This is a genomic window from Argonema antarcticum A004/B2 (assembly GCF_023333585.1).
Taxonomy (GTDB): domain Bacteria; phylum Cyanobacteriota; class Cyanobacteriia; order Cyanobacteriales; family Aerosakkonemataceae; genus Argonema; species Argonema antarcticum.
In genome coordinates, this window is sequence record NZ_JAIQZN010000081.1 from 1 (window position 1) to 16,743 (window position 16,743).

The 16,743-nt window shown below is 44.4% G+C and carries 14 protein-coding genes; 13 read left to right on the forward strand and 1 reads right to left on the reverse strand.

Annotation, left to right across the window (positions count from 1 at the left end):
- Positions 1–152: 152 nt before the first annotated feature.
- Positions 153–380 carry a hypothetical protein gene (locus LAY57_RS26595; RefSeq protein WP_249070211.1) on the reverse strand — a complete coding sequence of 76 codons (228 nt, stop codon included), beginning with the start codon at positions 378–380 and terminating at the stop codon, positions 153–155.
- Between LAY57_RS26595 and btpA the strand changes: the two genes are divergently transcribed.
- From btpA to LAY57_RS26660, 13 genes are all read left to right on the forward strand, one after another.
- Positions 327–1,175, forward strand: a complete 849-nt coding sequence (btpA, locus tag LAY57_RS26600) for a photosystem I biogenesis protein BtpA (protein ID WP_249070191.1) — start codon at positions 327–329, stop codon at positions 1,173–1,175. The genes LAY57_RS26595 and btpA overlap by 54 nt on opposite strands.
- Positions 1,176–1,279: 104 nt before the next feature.
- Positions 1,280–2,224, forward strand: coding sequence for a vitamin K epoxide reductase family protein (locus tag LAY57_RS26605; protein ID WP_249070192.1), 945 nt, complete (start codon positions 1,280–1,282; stop codon positions 2,222–2,224).
- A 565-nt stretch (positions 2,225–2,789) separates the two neighbouring features.
- Complete coding sequence (locus LAY57_RS26610) at positions 2,790–4,457, forward strand: alkaline phosphatase family protein (RefSeq protein ID WP_249070193.1); 1,668 nt, start codon at positions 2,790–2,792, stop codon at positions 4,455–4,457.
- Between the two features lie 34 nt (positions 4,458–4,491).
- Positions 4,492–4,623, forward strand: a complete 132-nt coding sequence (locus LAY57_RS35965) for a hypothetical protein (protein WP_275994361.1) — start codon at positions 4,492–4,494, stop codon at positions 4,621–4,623.
- Between the two features lie 122 nt (positions 4,624–4,745).
- On the forward strand, positions 4,746–6,209 hold the full coding sequence (locus tag LAY57_RS26615; RefSeq protein WP_249070194.1) for a GumC family protein: 1,464 nt from the start codon (positions 4,746–4,748) through the stop codon (positions 6,207–6,209).
- Positions 6,210–6,641: 432 nt separating this feature from the next.
- Positions 6,642–8,303 (forward strand): alkaline phosphatase family protein, encoded by a 1,662-nt coding sequence (locus tag LAY57_RS26620; RefSeq protein WP_249070195.1) that lies wholly within the window; start codon positions 6,642–6,644, stop codon positions 8,301–8,303.
- Between the two features lie 110 nt (positions 8,304–8,413).
- Entirely contained in the window at positions 8,414–9,832 is a 1,419-nt protein-coding gene (locus tag LAY57_RS26625; protein ID WP_249070196.1) for a glycosyltransferase, read from the forward strand.
- Positions 9,833–9,892: 60 nt separating this feature from the next.
- Positions 9,893–10,660 carry an acyltransferase gene (locus LAY57_RS35970; protein WP_275994362.1) on the forward strand — a complete coding sequence of 256 codons (768 nt, stop codon included), beginning with the start codon at positions 9,893–9,895 and terminating at the stop codon, positions 10,658–10,660.
- A 204-nt stretch (positions 10,661–10,864) separates the two neighbouring features.
- A complete protein-coding gene (locus LAY57_RS26640) occupies positions 10,865–12,205 on the forward strand; it encodes an O-antigen ligase family protein (protein WP_249070197.1) in 1,341 nt (446 codons plus the stop codon).
- Positions 12,206–12,249: 44 nt separating this feature from the next.
- Positions 12,250–13,242 (forward strand): glycosyltransferase family 2 protein, encoded by a 993-nt coding sequence (locus tag LAY57_RS26645; RefSeq protein ID WP_249070198.1) that lies wholly within the window; start codon positions 12,250–12,252, stop codon positions 13,240–13,242.
- A 73-nt stretch (positions 13,243–13,315) separates the two neighbouring features.
- The gene (locus LAY57_RS26650) at positions 13,316–14,614 is read left to right on the forward strand and encodes a lipopolysaccharide biosynthesis protein (RefSeq protein WP_249070199.1); all 1,299 of its coding nucleotides are present in this window, start codon (positions 13,316–13,318) and stop codon (positions 14,612–14,614) included.
- A gap of 33 nt (positions 14,615–14,647) precedes the next feature.
- Complete coding sequence (locus tag LAY57_RS26655; RefSeq protein ID WP_249070200.1) at positions 14,648–15,643, forward strand: glycosyltransferase family 2 protein; 996 nt, start codon at positions 14,648–14,650, stop codon at positions 15,641–15,643.
- A 41-nt stretch (positions 15,644–15,684) separates the two neighbouring features.
- Positions 15,685–16,710, forward strand: coding sequence for a glycosyltransferase family 2 protein (locus LAY57_RS26660; protein WP_249070201.1), 1,026 nt, complete (start codon positions 15,685–15,687; stop codon positions 16,708–16,710).
- The last annotated feature ends 33 nt before the right edge of the window (positions 16,711–16,743 follow it).

Consider the following 16,743-nt stretch of genomic DNA (forward strand, 5'->3'; position numbering starts at 1 on the left):
TCCCCCTTGTCCCCCTTGTCCCCCTTGTCCCCCTTGTCCCCCTTGTCCCCCTTGTCCCCCTTGTCCCCTCTATCACCAATTTCGATCGCACCCCTGGTTTGCCCCATTGACCACTCCGATCGTCAGATTGGCGTTGTCAGGACACAACCCTGTTAAGATAAATCAAAGGAATCGCTTAAAACAGGAGATTCCTTGAGTCGCCCTACTGCATCGAAATCTCTGCCATTTTTATTTGGTAGATACATTGGGATAATTGTTTGACAAAAGTACCAAAATGTGCTAGTGACGGTTGACTGACTTTGCCGCCGAGTCGGAATGGTAAACAGGTGGACTTGAAACAGATTTTCAAAACGCAGCATCCGATTATTGGAGTCGTTCATTTATTGCCGCTACCCACATCGCCCCGCTGGGGGGGTAGCCTGAAAGCAGCGATCGATCGCGCCGAGCAAGAGGCCACAGCCTTAGCTTCGGGAGGTGTCGATGGCATTATGGTAGAAAATTTTTTTGATGCGCCGTTTACAAACAGCCAGGTAGACCCAGCAGTGGTAAGTTCCATGACGCTGATTGTCTCTAGGCTGATGAATTTGATCGCGCTGCCGGTGGGGATCAACGTTTTACGTAACGACGCTCGCAGTGCAATGGCGATCGCATCCTGCGTTAAAGCCCAGTTTATCCGCGTCAACGTCCTCACCGGCGTCATGGCCACAGACCAAGGATTGATTGAAGGACAGGCGCATCAACTGCTCCGCTATCGACGCGAGTTAGGCAGCGATGTCAAAATCTTGGCAGACGTTTTGGTGAAGCACGCACGGCCTTTGGGTTCCCCCAATCTTACCGTAGCCGTGCAAGATACGATTGAGCGGGGTTTAGCAGACGCAGTAATATTGTCAGGCTGGGCTACTGGCAGCCCTCCGAGTTTGGAAGATTTGGAACTCGCTAGGGCGGCAGCAAACGGGACGCCGGTGTTTATCGGCAGCGGTGCCAACTGGGAGAATATTTCTACACTGATACAGGCAGCTGACGGTGCGATCGTCTCCAGTTCCCTCAAGCGCCACGGACGTCGCGACCAACCAGTCGATCCCATTCGCGTCAGCCAATTTGTGGAAGCAATGCAACGCAGCGTGTCCGCTAAATCTCAGCCTCAGTCCTCGAAGGAGGTTAAAGTGCATTTGTGAACTCGATCTGCGCGATCGAACCGGCTCGGTTTAGGCTGCATGGGTCAAAATGGGATAGAAATCCTTGGCAAAGTAATAGCCAGATTGCAACGTTTTAAAATTTTATGACACGCCGACGTTCTACACCCTGGATTCATCGCTGGTCTCGTTATCTGATCGCAGCGATCGCCGTTTTAGGTATCCTAGACACAACTTACTTAACCCTAGTTGAGTGGGGAGTCCTGAAAGAAGCCTTTTGCCCCACAACTGGTGCGATCAACTGCGAAGCTGTTCTGCGGAGCGAGTATGCCAAAGTTTTTGGCATTCCCCTTTCGGTGTTTGGTTTTCTGGGCTACGCTGGGATGGGCGCTCTGGCAATAGCTCCCCTGCCGATCGATCCCCAAGAACAGAAAGGTCTGCGTTCTCAGGTGGAAAAATGGAGTTGGCTGGCCCTATTTGCTGGTGCAACTGCAATGCTCTTCTTCAGCGGCTATCTCTTTTATCTAATGGCCTTTGAGATTCAAGCATTTTGTCTGTACTGTCTGGCCTCAACGATATTCTCAATTGCTCTATTTGTAATTATCCTCATAGGCCACACTTGGGAAGACATAGGGCAACTCTTTTTTACAGGCATTGTCGTGGGAATGGTGGCGCTGATTGGCACCCTGGGTCTTTATGCTAGCGCCAAGCCCCCTACCGCTGGAGGTGGTTCCACAGGAGTGGAAGTTGGCTTTACAATTCAAAACTCTTCTGGCCCAGCAGAAATCGCCTTAGCGCGTTATCTCAAGCAGGTGGGTGCAAAAGAGTACGGTGCTTACTGGTGTCCGCACTGCCACGACCAAAAAGAATTGTTTGGCAAAGAAGCTGCTGCGGAATTCGATTACGTTGAGTGCGACCCCAAGGGCAAAAATGCTCGTCCAAACCTCTGCCAAACGGCCAATATCAAAGGCTATCCAACTTGGGAAATTAACGGTAAGTTCTATGAGGGCGTGCAATCGTTGAATAAACTTGCCGACCTAACCGGCTATAAAGGGCTTCGTAGCTTCAAAAATTCGATTCCAGGGCCTTAGCCATTCAAAAACCGAAATTTTTTATAACTTTTTGATACTCCTACCGCTTCTAGCTGTGGGAGTATTTCTTTGTCTCGTTACGTATTTCTACGCAAGAGTCATTCGATTTTGGATTTTGGATTGTATAAGCTAACACGCATCTAATTCGGATATTTCTAATCCGGCAATCAAACCTTCAATTCCTCTCCCACTCCCCCACTCCCCCACTCTCCCACTCCCGCTAAACATCCAAATTAAATGCGTAGCAGCTTAGCAACCCCTTCTTCCCCTAGCCCCTTTGCCTCCTCCCCTAGTCCCTAGCTATATTTGTAGGATTGCTTCATCTCTACTTAACAAGTTCTGCCAAAAACACCAGCAAATTTAAAGATTCAGTAAAGACAGTAAGAATACATAGCCATATTTTGTAGGAGTTAGTTATCATTTCCGAAGATTTACTGATTTAACCTTGCTACTACTTACGTAATGCCAAATACAATACTTAGTAGCAAACTAACGTTGCTGACAAAATTTACACCTAAGATCGCCAAAGTAAAAATCCAAGTCGATACCTTTCATCCATAGAACTATGAAACGCCCCGTTATTGCTATTGGTTTAGATGCAGCAGACCCAGTGATGTTGGAAAATTGGATGTCTCAGGGACATCTAAAAAATCTGCGTCGTTTACGCGAACAGGGAGCATTTACTCACCTAGATACTTTCGATTACTACAGAGCCGAAACGCCGTGGACAACTTTTTTAACAGGTTGTTCGCCTGAGAAAACTGGGTATTGGGCTCCCGTAAAACTTCAGGAAGGAACTTATGACGTAGAAGAAGTTAACGCCTACGATTTTAGCGAGTTTCCACCATTCTACGCCTTGGGGGAAAAGTATCGGGTAGCGGTATTTGATATGCCTCAGTCTGCGCTATCAGACGAAGTGAATGGGGTACAGGTTTTAGCTTGGGGGGCGCACTCTCCGCTAACTCCCAGTCATTCTCAACCCGCACAACTTTTAGATGAACTCATTAGCAAGCACGGCGAGCATCCTACGCTCAATAAAGACAATGCAAACACAATGGATGTGGATGCTCTAACCCGTCTTAAGAAAAATATGGAAATCGGCATTTCCAGGCGTGCTGCGATTTGTCAGGATTTATTGCAGCGGGATAATTGGGATTTATTTTTGACTATTTTTGGCGAAACCCATTCTGCGGGACATTATCTGTGGCATTTGAGCGAGACGACGGATCATCCTCTCTACGAGTCTGTGGGATCTCAGTACAAAGGTGACGCTCTGCTGGAAATTTTTGAAGCTATAGATAATGCGATCGGCGAAATTCTTACCAAAGCACCAAAAGATGCTAATGTAGTAGTTTTTGCGGCTCACGGCATGGGCTCCAATGTGATGGATCTCCCCAGTATGGTATTTTTGCCGGAGTTGATGTATCGATTCAGTTTTCCAGGAAAATTTGGTCTGGCGCGGGGTAAAGCCGGAACGAATCCGGGAGCGCCAATTACCGGCGAACGTGCGAAAAAGTGCTGGCTGAGAGCGCTTTGGAATTTAAAATACGACTCACCGATAAAAATGTTTTTGAGAGCAAATCTACCTCTCAAAGTATTTAATCGCCTGGAGTCGCTTTTTGGTCTTCGCCAAGAACCAGATTTAGTTTCGCCTTTCGATTTGCTCGAGCAATCGGAACCCCAATATTTTCAACCAGCACTTTGGTACAGACCGTTTTGGTCGCAAATGAAAGCGTTCGCGTTACCCAGTTATTCGGAAGGATATGTCCGCATTAATTTACAAGGACGCGAACCGAATGGAATAGTAGCACCGTCTGAGTACAATGCGGTTTGCAACGAATTGAGCGAATTGCTTTACGGCTTGAAAGATGGTCGCAGCGGTAAGCCTATGGTACAAAAAATTATGCGTACCCGGCAAAGTGCAATTGACTCCGATCCGAAATTGCCTGATGCTGACCTTGTGATTATCTGGCAAGACGACTATACCACCGATGTGGTGGATAGTGGCGACCTGGGACGCATTGGGCCTGTTCCCTTTCATCGCACCGGAAGCCATCGCGCTAGAGGATTTTTGCTAGCTCAAGGGCCAGACTTTCCTGCTGATTCCGATCTGCCGGTTGGTCATGCGCTGGATTTGGCTCCTACTATCTTGGATTTGATGGGAGCTAATATTCCAGAACATTGTGAAGGCAAGTCTATGGTCTGTAGAGCGGTTGCTGGTTCATTTGTGTAAGCTAGTTTACAGCGGTTTGAGAAGTCTGTTGATTATGCAAGATCTGCAAGTGAAAGCCAAAGCTAGCTTAGTGGATCTTGCTTATAATGGCAGACATAGGGATTTGCGATCGCGTCCGCTCAAACAGAACCAAAAGTGTGTTTGCGATCGCAACTTAATTCCTTAGACTGATGTAAGCTTAGCGCAAACAACATAAAGTATCCGCCTAAGCCGAGTTGTACAATCGAGGCTCACAATTTAGTGATGACACAGTTACTCACTATCCCTCAATCCCCTTCCAAGTCAGCGATGCAACCTACGTGGCCGTTTTACTTAGTACTGGGTATTGGTATCAATGCCGCCATTTGGGGCTTAGCTTTACTTTATTTAAAAGTAAAATCACCAAGTTACACCAGTGATTTTGCGATCAGTTTGCCGGTGGCAACCTCGTCTACTAATGTTACGGTACCGGGGATCGGGCAAGCATCTGCTTCTAGCGAATCTCCCTATCTAATATCTTCTCAAGATCCGAGAGAAAATTATAAATTTTTGCTAACAAGCAGAGCGGTGATGAAGTCAGCCGCTAAGGATCTGAATATGCCAGGGTCAGAGTTTGGTCAACCGCGAATAACAACCATAGCAAATACCACGATTATGAAGATTGAGTTGTCTGGGGACAGTCCAACAGAAGCTCAACAAAAAACCTCAGCTCTCCTGAAAGCATTGCAAACGAAGATTATAGATCTAAGAAATAAACAGGTTGACCAACAGGATGAACTATTAAAAGGGACGATACTGTTATCGGAAAATAAGCTGAAAACAGCGCAGCAAAGACTGTCAGAGTACAAAGCCAATTCAATTTTAAATTCTGCCGATCAAATTAAAGAGTTAACAAATACTATCGAACAGCTGCGAAAACAGCGGTCTGAGGCGATCGCTCTACAGCAGCAAGCTTATGGTCGTGGGATACAGCTATCTAAAAATTTAAATTTGTCTGCAAAGCAAGCAGGGGATGCTTTTACTCTCCAGACAGACCCCATGATTTTAAAGTCGCTGCAAGATTACAGCCAGTCTAATGCCACTTTGGTTAGTTTGAATGCGAAATTTTTACCTAACCATCCAGCCGTAATTGATGAAATGGCTAAGCGCGATGCCGGAGAAGCAGCGCTGCTCAATAGAGCTAGTACTCTTTTAGAGCGATCGGTTAGCTTGGTAGAGCTAGCGCAACTCAACCTTAATAACACGCAATCTGCCTCGGCAAAGGTGCTTCTCTCCCAGGACTTGGTGACAGCACAAGCAGCGCAAGAAGGCTTTCAAGCACAAGCGCAGGCATTAGAACGACAGATCGCTCTCCTAGAAACTAGGCTGAAACTACTGGCCCAGAAAGAGTCTATGTTGGCAAGTCTGGAACGAGATGTGCGAACTGCTGAAGCCGTGTTTTCTTCTACCCTCGCCCGGTTGGATCTAGGTAAATCTACTGTTTCTGCGGCTTATCCTCAAATTCAAGTTTTCTCAGAGCCCAGCTTACCGCAGATTGCGGCTAGCCCGAAAAAGGTGTTTGTTTACGCGGGTGCGGTATTAGGTTCGCTGTTTTGCTCGAATGGACTCGTGTTGTTTTGGCTGCGACAACGCAAAAAGCGATCGGCCAAGCGAGTTGACTCTGTACCCCCGGAAACTACGCAGATACGGACGACAATACCGGAAGTTTTGGAGCTTGCCAGTAATGGTAATAGCAATAATGGCAAAGAAAGTGTAAGAGGGGCTAGGAGCTAAAAAAGTCAAAAGTCACTCATTCAAAAGTCAAAAATCCTTTGAGCATTAGGCATTCAACTACTTCCGATCGGGTGAGTTATTTCTGCATATCTGGTCTAGAGCAACGCGGCAAAAGTAATTCACCAGCTTTACTCTCCCCCTCTCCCCCTCTCCCTTTGCCTGGGTTTGTGTGAAAATCTTGACGTAAGCTTAGCAAGAAAATCACAAACTAAGGACTTTTTTAAAGAATAGGTAAAGAACACCCTTAAGTGATTGCAGTATTTCCACGTATTGATTAACATCGGTTTATAGTTAGGTAATTACCTGGACAAATAACTACGCGGGGGCGATCGTCAAGGGAGCATCAAAAGCTTATAGGCGAGATTGTCCCTAAAATTTATTGATTTATCGGCTTCAGGAAATTTATAAGCACGAATGAAGTAGGAGTAGATTGTGAAAAACAGCGTCATTGCTATTGGATTAGATTCAGCCGATCCTGTTTTGTTAGAAAAATGGATGGCTCAAGGGCATCTGAAAAACCTTCGCCAACTGATAGAGCAAGGAACTTACGGACGCCTGAAAAACATGGATTATTACAAAGGCGAATCCGCTTGGACGAACTTTTTAACAGGCTGTCTTCCCTTCAAAACGGGTTATTGGTCTAAATTCGAGTTTAATCCAAAAACTTACCAAACAAAGACTTTGGGCGCACATGGAGCCTACGATTATCAAGAAATTTCCCCATTTTATGCGCTAGGAGATAAGTATCGGGTAGGTATATTCGATGTGCCTCAAACGACAATTTCCGATAAAGTAAATGGCTTACAAGCTTTAGCTTGGGGCGCTCACGCTCCCATGATCGATCGCGCTTCTAAACCGGAAGGGCTACTTGAGGAACTGATCGGAAAATACGGAGACCATCCAGCCGATACATTCCACCACAACGATCGCTCCGATTGGTACAACCCTGCATCGGTAGCCAAACTAAAGGGAGAAATGGAACTTGGACTCCAGCGTCGGACAGCGATTACCAAAGACTTGCTGAGTCGGGAACCTTGGGATCTGTTCTTGACCGTTATTGGCGAAACCCACACCTTCCAGCACTACTTCTGGCACCTCAGCCAAGAGGATCACCCCCTTTACAAGTACACCGCCACTCCCGGCAAAGATCCCTTGCTGGAATACTTTGAAGCTGTAGACGAGTCTCTGGCAGAAATTTTAGCTCAAGCTCCAGAAGATGCCCACATCATGGTCTTTTCCGCTCACGGTCAGGGTGGGAACTCCGCAGATTTACTGAGTATGGTCGTACTACCGGAATTTCTCTATCGGTTTAGCTTCCCTGGCAAATCCTTGCTGAAATCGCAAGAGAAGGGAATGACACCGCCTCCCCCGCTGATGCCTAAAAATATCAAAGAAAGCTGGTACAAACAGCTACACGCTTTCAAGAACGACCCAGACCCGCTAGCGCGATTCTTGCGTTTTGTAGAACCAGCACTTCCCGGTCGCTTCAAGCCATATCTGAGCAAAATCTACCAGAAACTAGCCAAAGTAACTGGTTCTCCTCAAACCGAGTTGTTTAGCTGGCATCCCTCCAAGTGGTATCAACCATACTGGCCGCAGATGAAAGCATTTTATATCCCCGGTTTCTCTGATGGCTATATCCGCATCAACCTGCAAGGGAGGGAATCTCAAGGTATTGTTTCTGCTTCTGAATACCACGCTTTATGCGATGAGTTGATCGAACAACTGCATCAACTTAAGGATGCCAGAAGCGGGAAGCCAGTTGTCAAGGGTGTTGTTCGTACTCGTGAAAATCCCCACGATGACAATCCCAAACTACCAAATGCAGACCTCGTAGTAATGTGGGAAGATTCGGTTGTAGATGTGGTAGACAGCCCCAAATACGATCGCATCGGGCCAATTCCTTTCAATCGCACTGGCGCTCACCGTGCCAGAGGGTTTGTGACGGTGAAGGGGCCTGGAATTGAAGCTGGTTCCACTTTGAAAGAAGGACACGCAGTAGATTTAGCTCCCACAATTCTGGAATTGATTGATGCACCGATTCCAGAATATATGGATGGTAAACCTTTACTGTCTGCGAAAGTTTTTGCTTGATTTAACTCAACTTAACTGACAACAACGGGGCTTGTTGAGAAAAATATAACTCACAAGCCTCTTAGTTAAAAAAGATTACCAGGAAAGTTGAATTGAAAATTTTTTGATTTATGAAAACCATTCAAGCAGTTGCTCGCTATTTTCCGGAAAGTTGCGGTGGAATTCACATCCATCTCAGTGAAATTCTGCCTGTGCTGCAAGAGATGGGTGTAGAGAGCAAAGTGGCTGCATCTTGCGATGAAGCTAAAGAAGACTCTTACACTTATAAGGAAGTAGAAGTTTACCGTTATCCAGTATTTCCTAGCCCCAAACCGGAACCAAATCACGGTGCATCTCTTCACGGTGGTTTTGAGCATTTCGCTCGTTGGCTGAAGGAACAAAAAGCAGACATTTACCATCAACACCAATGGACTCCTAAGTGCGGGTTGCCTCATCTGCGTTTGGCTAAAGAATTAGGGATGGGGACGGCGGTATCGGTAAGATTGCCTCAGCCAATTTGCCAACGCCAAACATTAATGCTGAATGGAGAAGAAGCTTGCGACGGCAAAATCGATCCGGTTCGATGCGGTTATTGTTGCGGTGTTTCCCAAAATCTTTCGCCTTCAGTTGTTAAGAGTTTAAGTCATTTACCTGTGGCTATAAGTCAAGCAGCAGCGGGTATGATGCGCCGTTTGGAGAAAGCTCCTGGGCCGATCGAGGAAACTGCGAATGCTTTGCTTAAGCCTGTGGCGATACCTGCTTTCGCAGCTGCTCGTTTGCAAGGTTTGCAAGAGATGGCGAAATATGCCGATCGCATTGTTGTGATGTCAGAATGGGTTGGCGAAGCTTTGACGATCAATGGCATACCTAGAGAAAAGCTTTTTTTGTTGAGACACGGGATTGCTGAATCTTTTGCCGATGCTTACAAACAAACAGTTTTGCAGCCCAAAAAACCTGGGGAACCGCTCAGAGTTGGTTTCTTAGGTCGCTGGGATCGAACTAAGGGAATTCATATCATTGTAGAAGCAGTAAAATCTTTGCCATCGGATGTGCCGATCGAATTAATTATTCACGGCGTTGCCAGTAACGATGAATATCGAGAACAAGTTTTATCTCGCATTGGCGATGACCCTCGAATTCGGATAGCCAAACAGTTAAAACGCGAAGAATTAGGTTCGGCGCTGTCAGGTTTTGATGTCCTAACTGTCCCGTCGCAATGGTTGGAAACAGGGCCTGTGGTGGTGCTAGAAGGTCATGCTTACCGCGTTCCTGTAATAGGTTCCAAACTAGGGGGAATTGCTGAAAAAGTGAAGCACGGCGTTGATGGATTGTTGGTGCCAGCGAGCGATGTAAAAGCGTGGGCTGATGCTTTTGCTAAGTTAGCTTTAGCTCCCGATTTATTGTATAATCTTCGTCAAGGAATTCAGCCGGTTCGGACTATCAGTATGGAAGCGGCAGATTCGTTAACGCTTTATAACAGTATTTTGGCAGAGCGGTCTGAATCTGCCGCTTATGATGTTTCTGCAAGTTTGCAGTTACAGCCGCTATAGCAGCGTTAGTTACAAGTGGTTTTCGATCGTCTATCTGAATAAAGGTGCAACATTATGGGTATGAAAAAGTCTTCTACTAATTTACGGTGGATTTATTTGAAAGAAGCTTTAACAACTACGTTGGTGGGTTGGATTCCGCTGAAACCGGGTAGAGTTTTGCGAAGAGTGCTATACCGTAATATTTTGGGAGGTTTGGGTAAATCTGTACAAATTGAACCGGGTGTTGAATTTGTCAATGCCGATCGTGTTGAAATTGGGAAGGGAGTTAAGATCGATCGCTATGTTCGGCTCAGAAATGTAGGCCGAGATAGTAAAATTAGGATTGGCGATTGGGTACGCCTTAATCGTGCGGCTGATATCAAACTGCATTCTGGCGGCAGTGGCTATATTGAGATTGGCGATTACACTTCGATCGGCCCTTATACTTGTATGACGGGTCGGGATATTAAAATTGGGAAGTACTGTTTGATCGCACCTCATGTGGGGATTTTTGCTAACAATCACGTTTTTACCGATCCTACAGTGCCGATCGTACAGCAAGGACACACTTACAAGGGAATTATAATTGAGGATGATTGCTGGCTGGGCAGTGGTGTAAAAGTCTTAGATGGAGTTACGATCGGTCAAGGCAGCGTAATTGGAGCCGGAGCGGTAGTCACTAAAGATATTCCTCCTTACTCTATTGCGGTTGGCATACCTGCTAAGGTGGTTGGTAAGCGCGATGCTGCTCCTAACAAATCTCATAACAAATCGATCAAAGCTGAAGCGGGTGAGTTGGAGAGCATCGACATAGAATCGCAAAGGAATTATCTGGAAAAATTAGTTTGATCCAAGTGGCTGGGTCGATTATATGGTGGTGACTCACTAGCAGGCGATCGCAGAACAGCATCGCCTAATCATCCTCAAGACTGATGCACAACTTGGGGGAAGGTTTATAATACATCAAAGCTGTTGTCTTGTTTTCCCGATCGTTAACTAAAAAATCTGGGATGGCTATAGCTCTGCCCCAGCGCGAATATTGAAAATATAACTATGATAAATTCTCTTTTCGCTAATTTTATAAAAACAGATAAAATCTCAGCGCAAGGACGAAATAGTTTGGAAATTTATCCACAAAACTTTGAAGAAAAAATAATTTGGTATTCCATCACAGGAGTCTACGTTCTTTACTTCATTGGAGCCCAACATTTATTAGCACCGGGACTGGCTTGGTTCTTTGGGTTTTACATCTGCAAAAAACTATGGAATCAAACTGAAGAGACTCCACCGGAAGAAAGAATTACCATACCGATTGGGATTTGGGTATGGATTATTTGTATGATATTCATGGAGGTGACTTTAGTTGTATCTCATATTGACTACGATATGGATCTTTTGAAAACTATTAAATCAACTATCAACTTTTTTGTCAGAACTTGGGCTCTTTTCGCATTGTTCCCTTTAATAGGATGCCTTAAGATAAGACCGCAATTAATTTATAGAGCAATCTGTATAGTTTGCCTGCAAAGTTTAATTTTTATCCCCATTTGTTATATATCGAGTCTAATACATTTAAAATCGCTATTATACGTTTCTCCTCTTTTTAAACTTGGAGGTGTTGGGGCAGAATATTACAATGTATACCTTTATGGGGTTGATGGTGAGACTCACCAAGCCCGATTATACTTATTTACCCCTTGGGCTCCAGCTCTGGGACTGGTAGGCGATATATATTTCTTTCTTACCTATAAAGAAGCTAGCAAAAAGTGGCGCTGGATTGGTATTATTGGTGCTGCTGCTATGGTTTGGGGTTCAGCTTCCCGGTTGGGTCTACTGTGCCTGCTGATTCTTCCGGTGGTAAACTTTGCTTTAGGCTATTTTAGTCGTCCGATCGTACAACTCGGAACAGGAGTATTCAGCTTCTTAGCTGGTCTTTTTGGTATCCAAATAATTAATTGGGCTAAAGATTTTAAGGCACAGTTTGACGGTCAAAGGGCTGGGTCTTCAAGAGTTAGAGAAATCTTGGCTAACTTAGCTATGTACCGTTGGAAGACAGAAGCACCGATTTGGGGGCATGGAGTTGCCGAACCAAAAGGGCCACCTGTTACGACGGGCAAACCGATCGGCTCGCACCATACCTGGTTTGGACTTTTATTCGCTAATGGTATCGTAGGTCTGATCGCTTTTGCAATTCCCCTCACATGGAGTTTTATAGAGTTTTTTATCAAGGCTCAGAAAAGTGCGATCGCCCAGACAGCGTTAGGTGTTCTTTTAGTTTTATTTTTCTACACTTTTGCAGAAAATGTAGAAGCTTTGATATACGTTTACTGGCCGGGTTTGGTACTTATGGGGATAGCATTTAAAGAAAAACTTAATCTCAATATCTTGTCATAAATTTGATTGAAAAAATTGTTTTTATCGCTATCGAGGATGTGTCTATGCCAGTTGTATCTGTGATTATTCCTGCTTACAATGCTGAGAAAACTATCTTAGAAACTATTCAGTCCTTACAGCAACAAACATTCTCGGATTTTGAAGCGATCGTTATTAATGACGGTTCGACTGATTCAACAGTAGAACTGTTGAGTAAAATAGAAGATGGGCGGCTGAAAGTTTTTTCTTATGAAAATGGTGGACTACCAGTTGCTCGCAATCGCGGGATCGATCGCGCTACCGGAGAATATATCACTTTCATCGATGCAGATGACTTGTGGACACCAGATAAATTGGAGCTACAGCTAGCCGCTTTGCAGCAGCATCCCGAAGCAGGAGTCGCTTACAGTTGGACTGCTTTTATAAACGAAAAAAGCGAGTTTTTATATGCGTGGGAGCCGCTTTATTACGAGGGAAATGTCTATCCTGAATTGCTAATTAGAAACTTTATTTCCAGTGGTTCCAATATCCTTGCTCGGAAGCAATTTATTGAGACAGCAGGTAAGTTCGACCCCAACCTTAAATCAGCTGAAGATTGGGATTATTATATACGACTAGCAGCTCTGTGTCCTTTTGTTTTGGTTCCTAAATATCAAATTCTTTACCGTCGGTCTTCGCAATCGATGACATCTAAAGTTGATGTCATGGAAAAATACATACTTACGGTGACAGAGAGAGCATTTCAGGCTGCGCCACCAGATATGCAGTATCTTAAAGAGCGTAGTTTGGCAAGTACTTATCGGTTTCTGGCACAGCTATGTATAGCTCACGTTCAGGATGATGAAGGAGTAAAACTGGCAAGTCAGAAATTGCAAAAGGCGATTCGATCGCATCCAAAGATTTTGCTAGATCGCCAGACTCTGCGTTTAGTGGTAAAGATAGCATTGATGCGATTGCTTCCCTATCAGTTGTCTCTTAACTTTACGCAATTTCTTGGTAAAGTCTTACCTGACTCTGCAACCAAACTTTTTAAACTAGGGAATCAAGATGTAGTATAGTCTTTTTAGTAAGTAAGCCTAACCAGGCCAAGCAAAACTTTGTTCCAGGCCCAATACTACTCAAGGTGCAACTATGAATTTAACCGCAAGGTTAGCTAAACCGATCGCTAAGCTCAAGAGTAAGCTTAATAGCGATTTTATTCGCAATCTTGGCTGGTTGGGCGGTGCGGAATTAATTAATCGCGTTTTTCGTTTAGCAACAACTGTCATTTTGGCTCGCTGTTTATCGCCGTATGACTATGGGTTAGCAGCTTTGGTTTTGACAGTTTATGAGTTTACGCAAGTATTGACGAGAATTGGTATTGCCGGTAAGGTAATCCAGGCTGACCAAGAAAAACTCGAATCTATATGCAACGGTGCATACTGGTTAAATTGGCTTGTGTGTTTTGGTGTATTTGTTATCCAGTGCGTTGTGGCTTTTCCTGTAGCTTGGTTTTATCATGACAATCAACTAATTCAGCCCATTTGTTTAATGGCAATTGTTTATTTAATAACTCCTATCGGCAGGATACAAGCAGCTCTAATCCAGAGGGAAAATCGACTAAAAATTACAGCTATAAGCGGTGCGATTCAATTAGCAGTAGGCAATATTTTAACAGCAATATTTGCACTTATGGGTTTGGGAATGTGGGCGATCGTACTGCCCAGAATTATTACCGCCCCTATTGATGCGATCGTATGTATATACAATCATCCTTGGCGTCGAACTAAAGGCTTTACCACAGAACGATGGTGGGAAATTTTTAAGTTCGGCGTCAACTTTATTGTCATTGGGATGTTGGCAACTTTGAGAAACAATTTAGATTATTTAATCATCGGTCGATTTTTAGGAGTTAAAGAACTGGGAATATATTTCTTTGCCTTCAATGCAGGTCTGGGAATTAGTTTAAGCGTCATCCAATCTATTACCACAGCATTATATCCTCACATTTGTGCGGTAAGGTCTAACTGGGTAGAGTTCGAGAGAAGGTATTTTAGCGGTCTGAAAACGATCGCCTTCATCATCTTTCCCTTGGTATTGTTGCAATCTAGCTTAGCCCCCATATACGTGCCAATAATCTTTGGCCAAAAATGGGTAGTTGCAATTCCTATTTTGATTCTGATTTGCTTATCAGCAATACCCCGTCCTTTCTTCCTAGCTGCTACTAACCTTTTCGCAGCGATCGACAAACCGAACTTAAGCTTGATAGGCAATCTTTTATTCACAGTTATTTTTGCGATTGGGTTGCTGATCGGAGTTAAATGGCAAGCTCTAGGAGTTGCTATTAGTGTTTTAATAACCCATATTATTTTCATGCCTTTCTTTGTAATTTGGGCAGGACGGTATGTCTTTTCTGCCAATAGAAGCGAACCAGCTAAAGAAATTAACTGAAATGTAAAATTTGAAAAAAATTAGGATGTAAAAATGAAAAAAGTTTCGGTCATTATTCCAGTTTACGGAGTTGAGAAGTACATAGCGGCGACAGTGCAATCTGTTCTGGAGCAAACTCACAATAATTTTGAGTTGTTGATCGTTGATGACGGTTCTCCCGATCGGAGTATCGAAATTTGTCAGCAGTTTGCAGACGCTAGAATCAAAATTATTCGTCATGATAATCAGGGCGTAGCTGCTGCCAGAAATAACGGGATTCGTCACGCTCAAGGCGAATACTTAGCATTTCTTGACGGAGACGATATCTGGTTGCCAGAAAAGCTAGAAAAGCACGTCGAACATTTGGAAAATTCGCAGCAGGTGGGGGTTAGCTTTAGCCGTTCTGCTTTCATCGATGCAGAAGGGAAGCCTTTAGGGATTTATCAACTCTCTAAGCTTAATGACATTACCCCACTCGATTTACTTTGCCGCACTCCTATTGGAAACGGCTCAGCACCAGTGATTAGGAAAGAAGTTTTTGAATCTAATGACTGCTATTTTGATGAAGATAGGCAATTGCACCCTTCGGAGGATGTTGAATGTTGGCTGCGAATTGCTATCCAAACTAATTGGAAAATTGAGGGTATCCCGGAAGCTTTGACGCTGTATCGAGTGAATCCGCAGGGATTTTCGGCACAGCTATTTAAAAAATTGAAGTCTTGGGAAAAGTTACTTGAAAAACTGCGCTCTTACGCACCCAATCGCATAGCTGAGTGGGAAAATCCAGCAATGGCTTATCAGCTGCGGCATTTAGCTCGAAGAGCAGTAACTCTCAGAGATGGTAAAACAGCAACGGAATTGATCCACCGTGCATTAGCTACCCACTGGCGCATTTTTATAGAGGAGCCGCGCCGGACATTGCTGACTTTGACTGCTGCCTATTCGCTTTCGCTTTTACCGCTATCTTTTTACCGCCAACTTGAGGATATTGCTTTAAAGATTACGGGGGCTAATCAAAAGCGTCGCCTTCTTCAAGAGCAGCCTAGATAGCACTCTCGTTGCCACCAACTTAAACCTATTTGGTGATTAGCATGAAAAAAGTTTCTGTGATTATTCCGATTTACAATGTAGAAAAATACATCACTGTTGCCGTACAGTCGGTTCTCAATCAAACTTACGAAAATTTTGAGTTGTTGATTGTTGATGATGGTTCTCCCGATCGCAGCGGAGAAATTTGTCAGCAATTCACCGATCCCAGGATTAAAATAGTTCGTCAACAAAATCGCGGTTTGGCTGGGGCGAGAAACACAGGTATTCGCAACGCTCAAGGGGTATATTTGGCGTTTCTAGATGGGGATGACCTGTGGTTGCCAGAAATGCTAGAAAAAAATATCGCTCATCTCGAAAGTTCACCAGATGTAGGTATTAGCTTCAATCGTTCTGCTTTTATCGATGAAGCGGGAAACGAGTTAGGCACTTATACAATGCCTCAGCTTAAGGATATAGACTTGACTTGTTTGCTGCGCGGTAGCCCAATCGGGAATGGTTCGGCGGCGGTAATTCGACGCGAGGTGTTTGCAACAATTAGCTTTCAAGATAATCTTTACGGTAGTGTGGAAGATTTTTATTTTGACGATAGTTTTCGCCAATCAGAAGATATAGAGTTTTGGTTACGCATCGTTATCCAAACACCGTGGAAAATAGCAGGTATTCCCGATGTTATGACTCTTTATCGGGTGAATACCGCGAGTCTTTCAGCCAACTTTGTCAAACAGTTCGAGTCTTGGGAAAAGGTGTTTGAAAAGACTCGCTCTTATGCACCAGAAAAAGTCGAACCTTGGGAAAGTATGGCTAGAGCTTACCAGCTGCGTTATTTAGCGAGAAGTGCAGTGCGGATGCAGGCAGGTGCAGCAGCAGTACAATTAATTAATCGATCTTTGTCTACTTACTGGCGCATCTTGCTGGAAGAACCGCGCCGCACACTATTAACCTTAGCTGGTGCCTATATGCTTCAGCTGCTTCCTCCAGCTGTTTACCGCCAGATTGAAGGTTTTGCCTCAAAAACGACAGGGGCGACCCAAAGACAACGTATTCTTCAAGAGCAATCTAAGCAATAGGTAAATCAATTTTATCTTAATATCAATTAACGA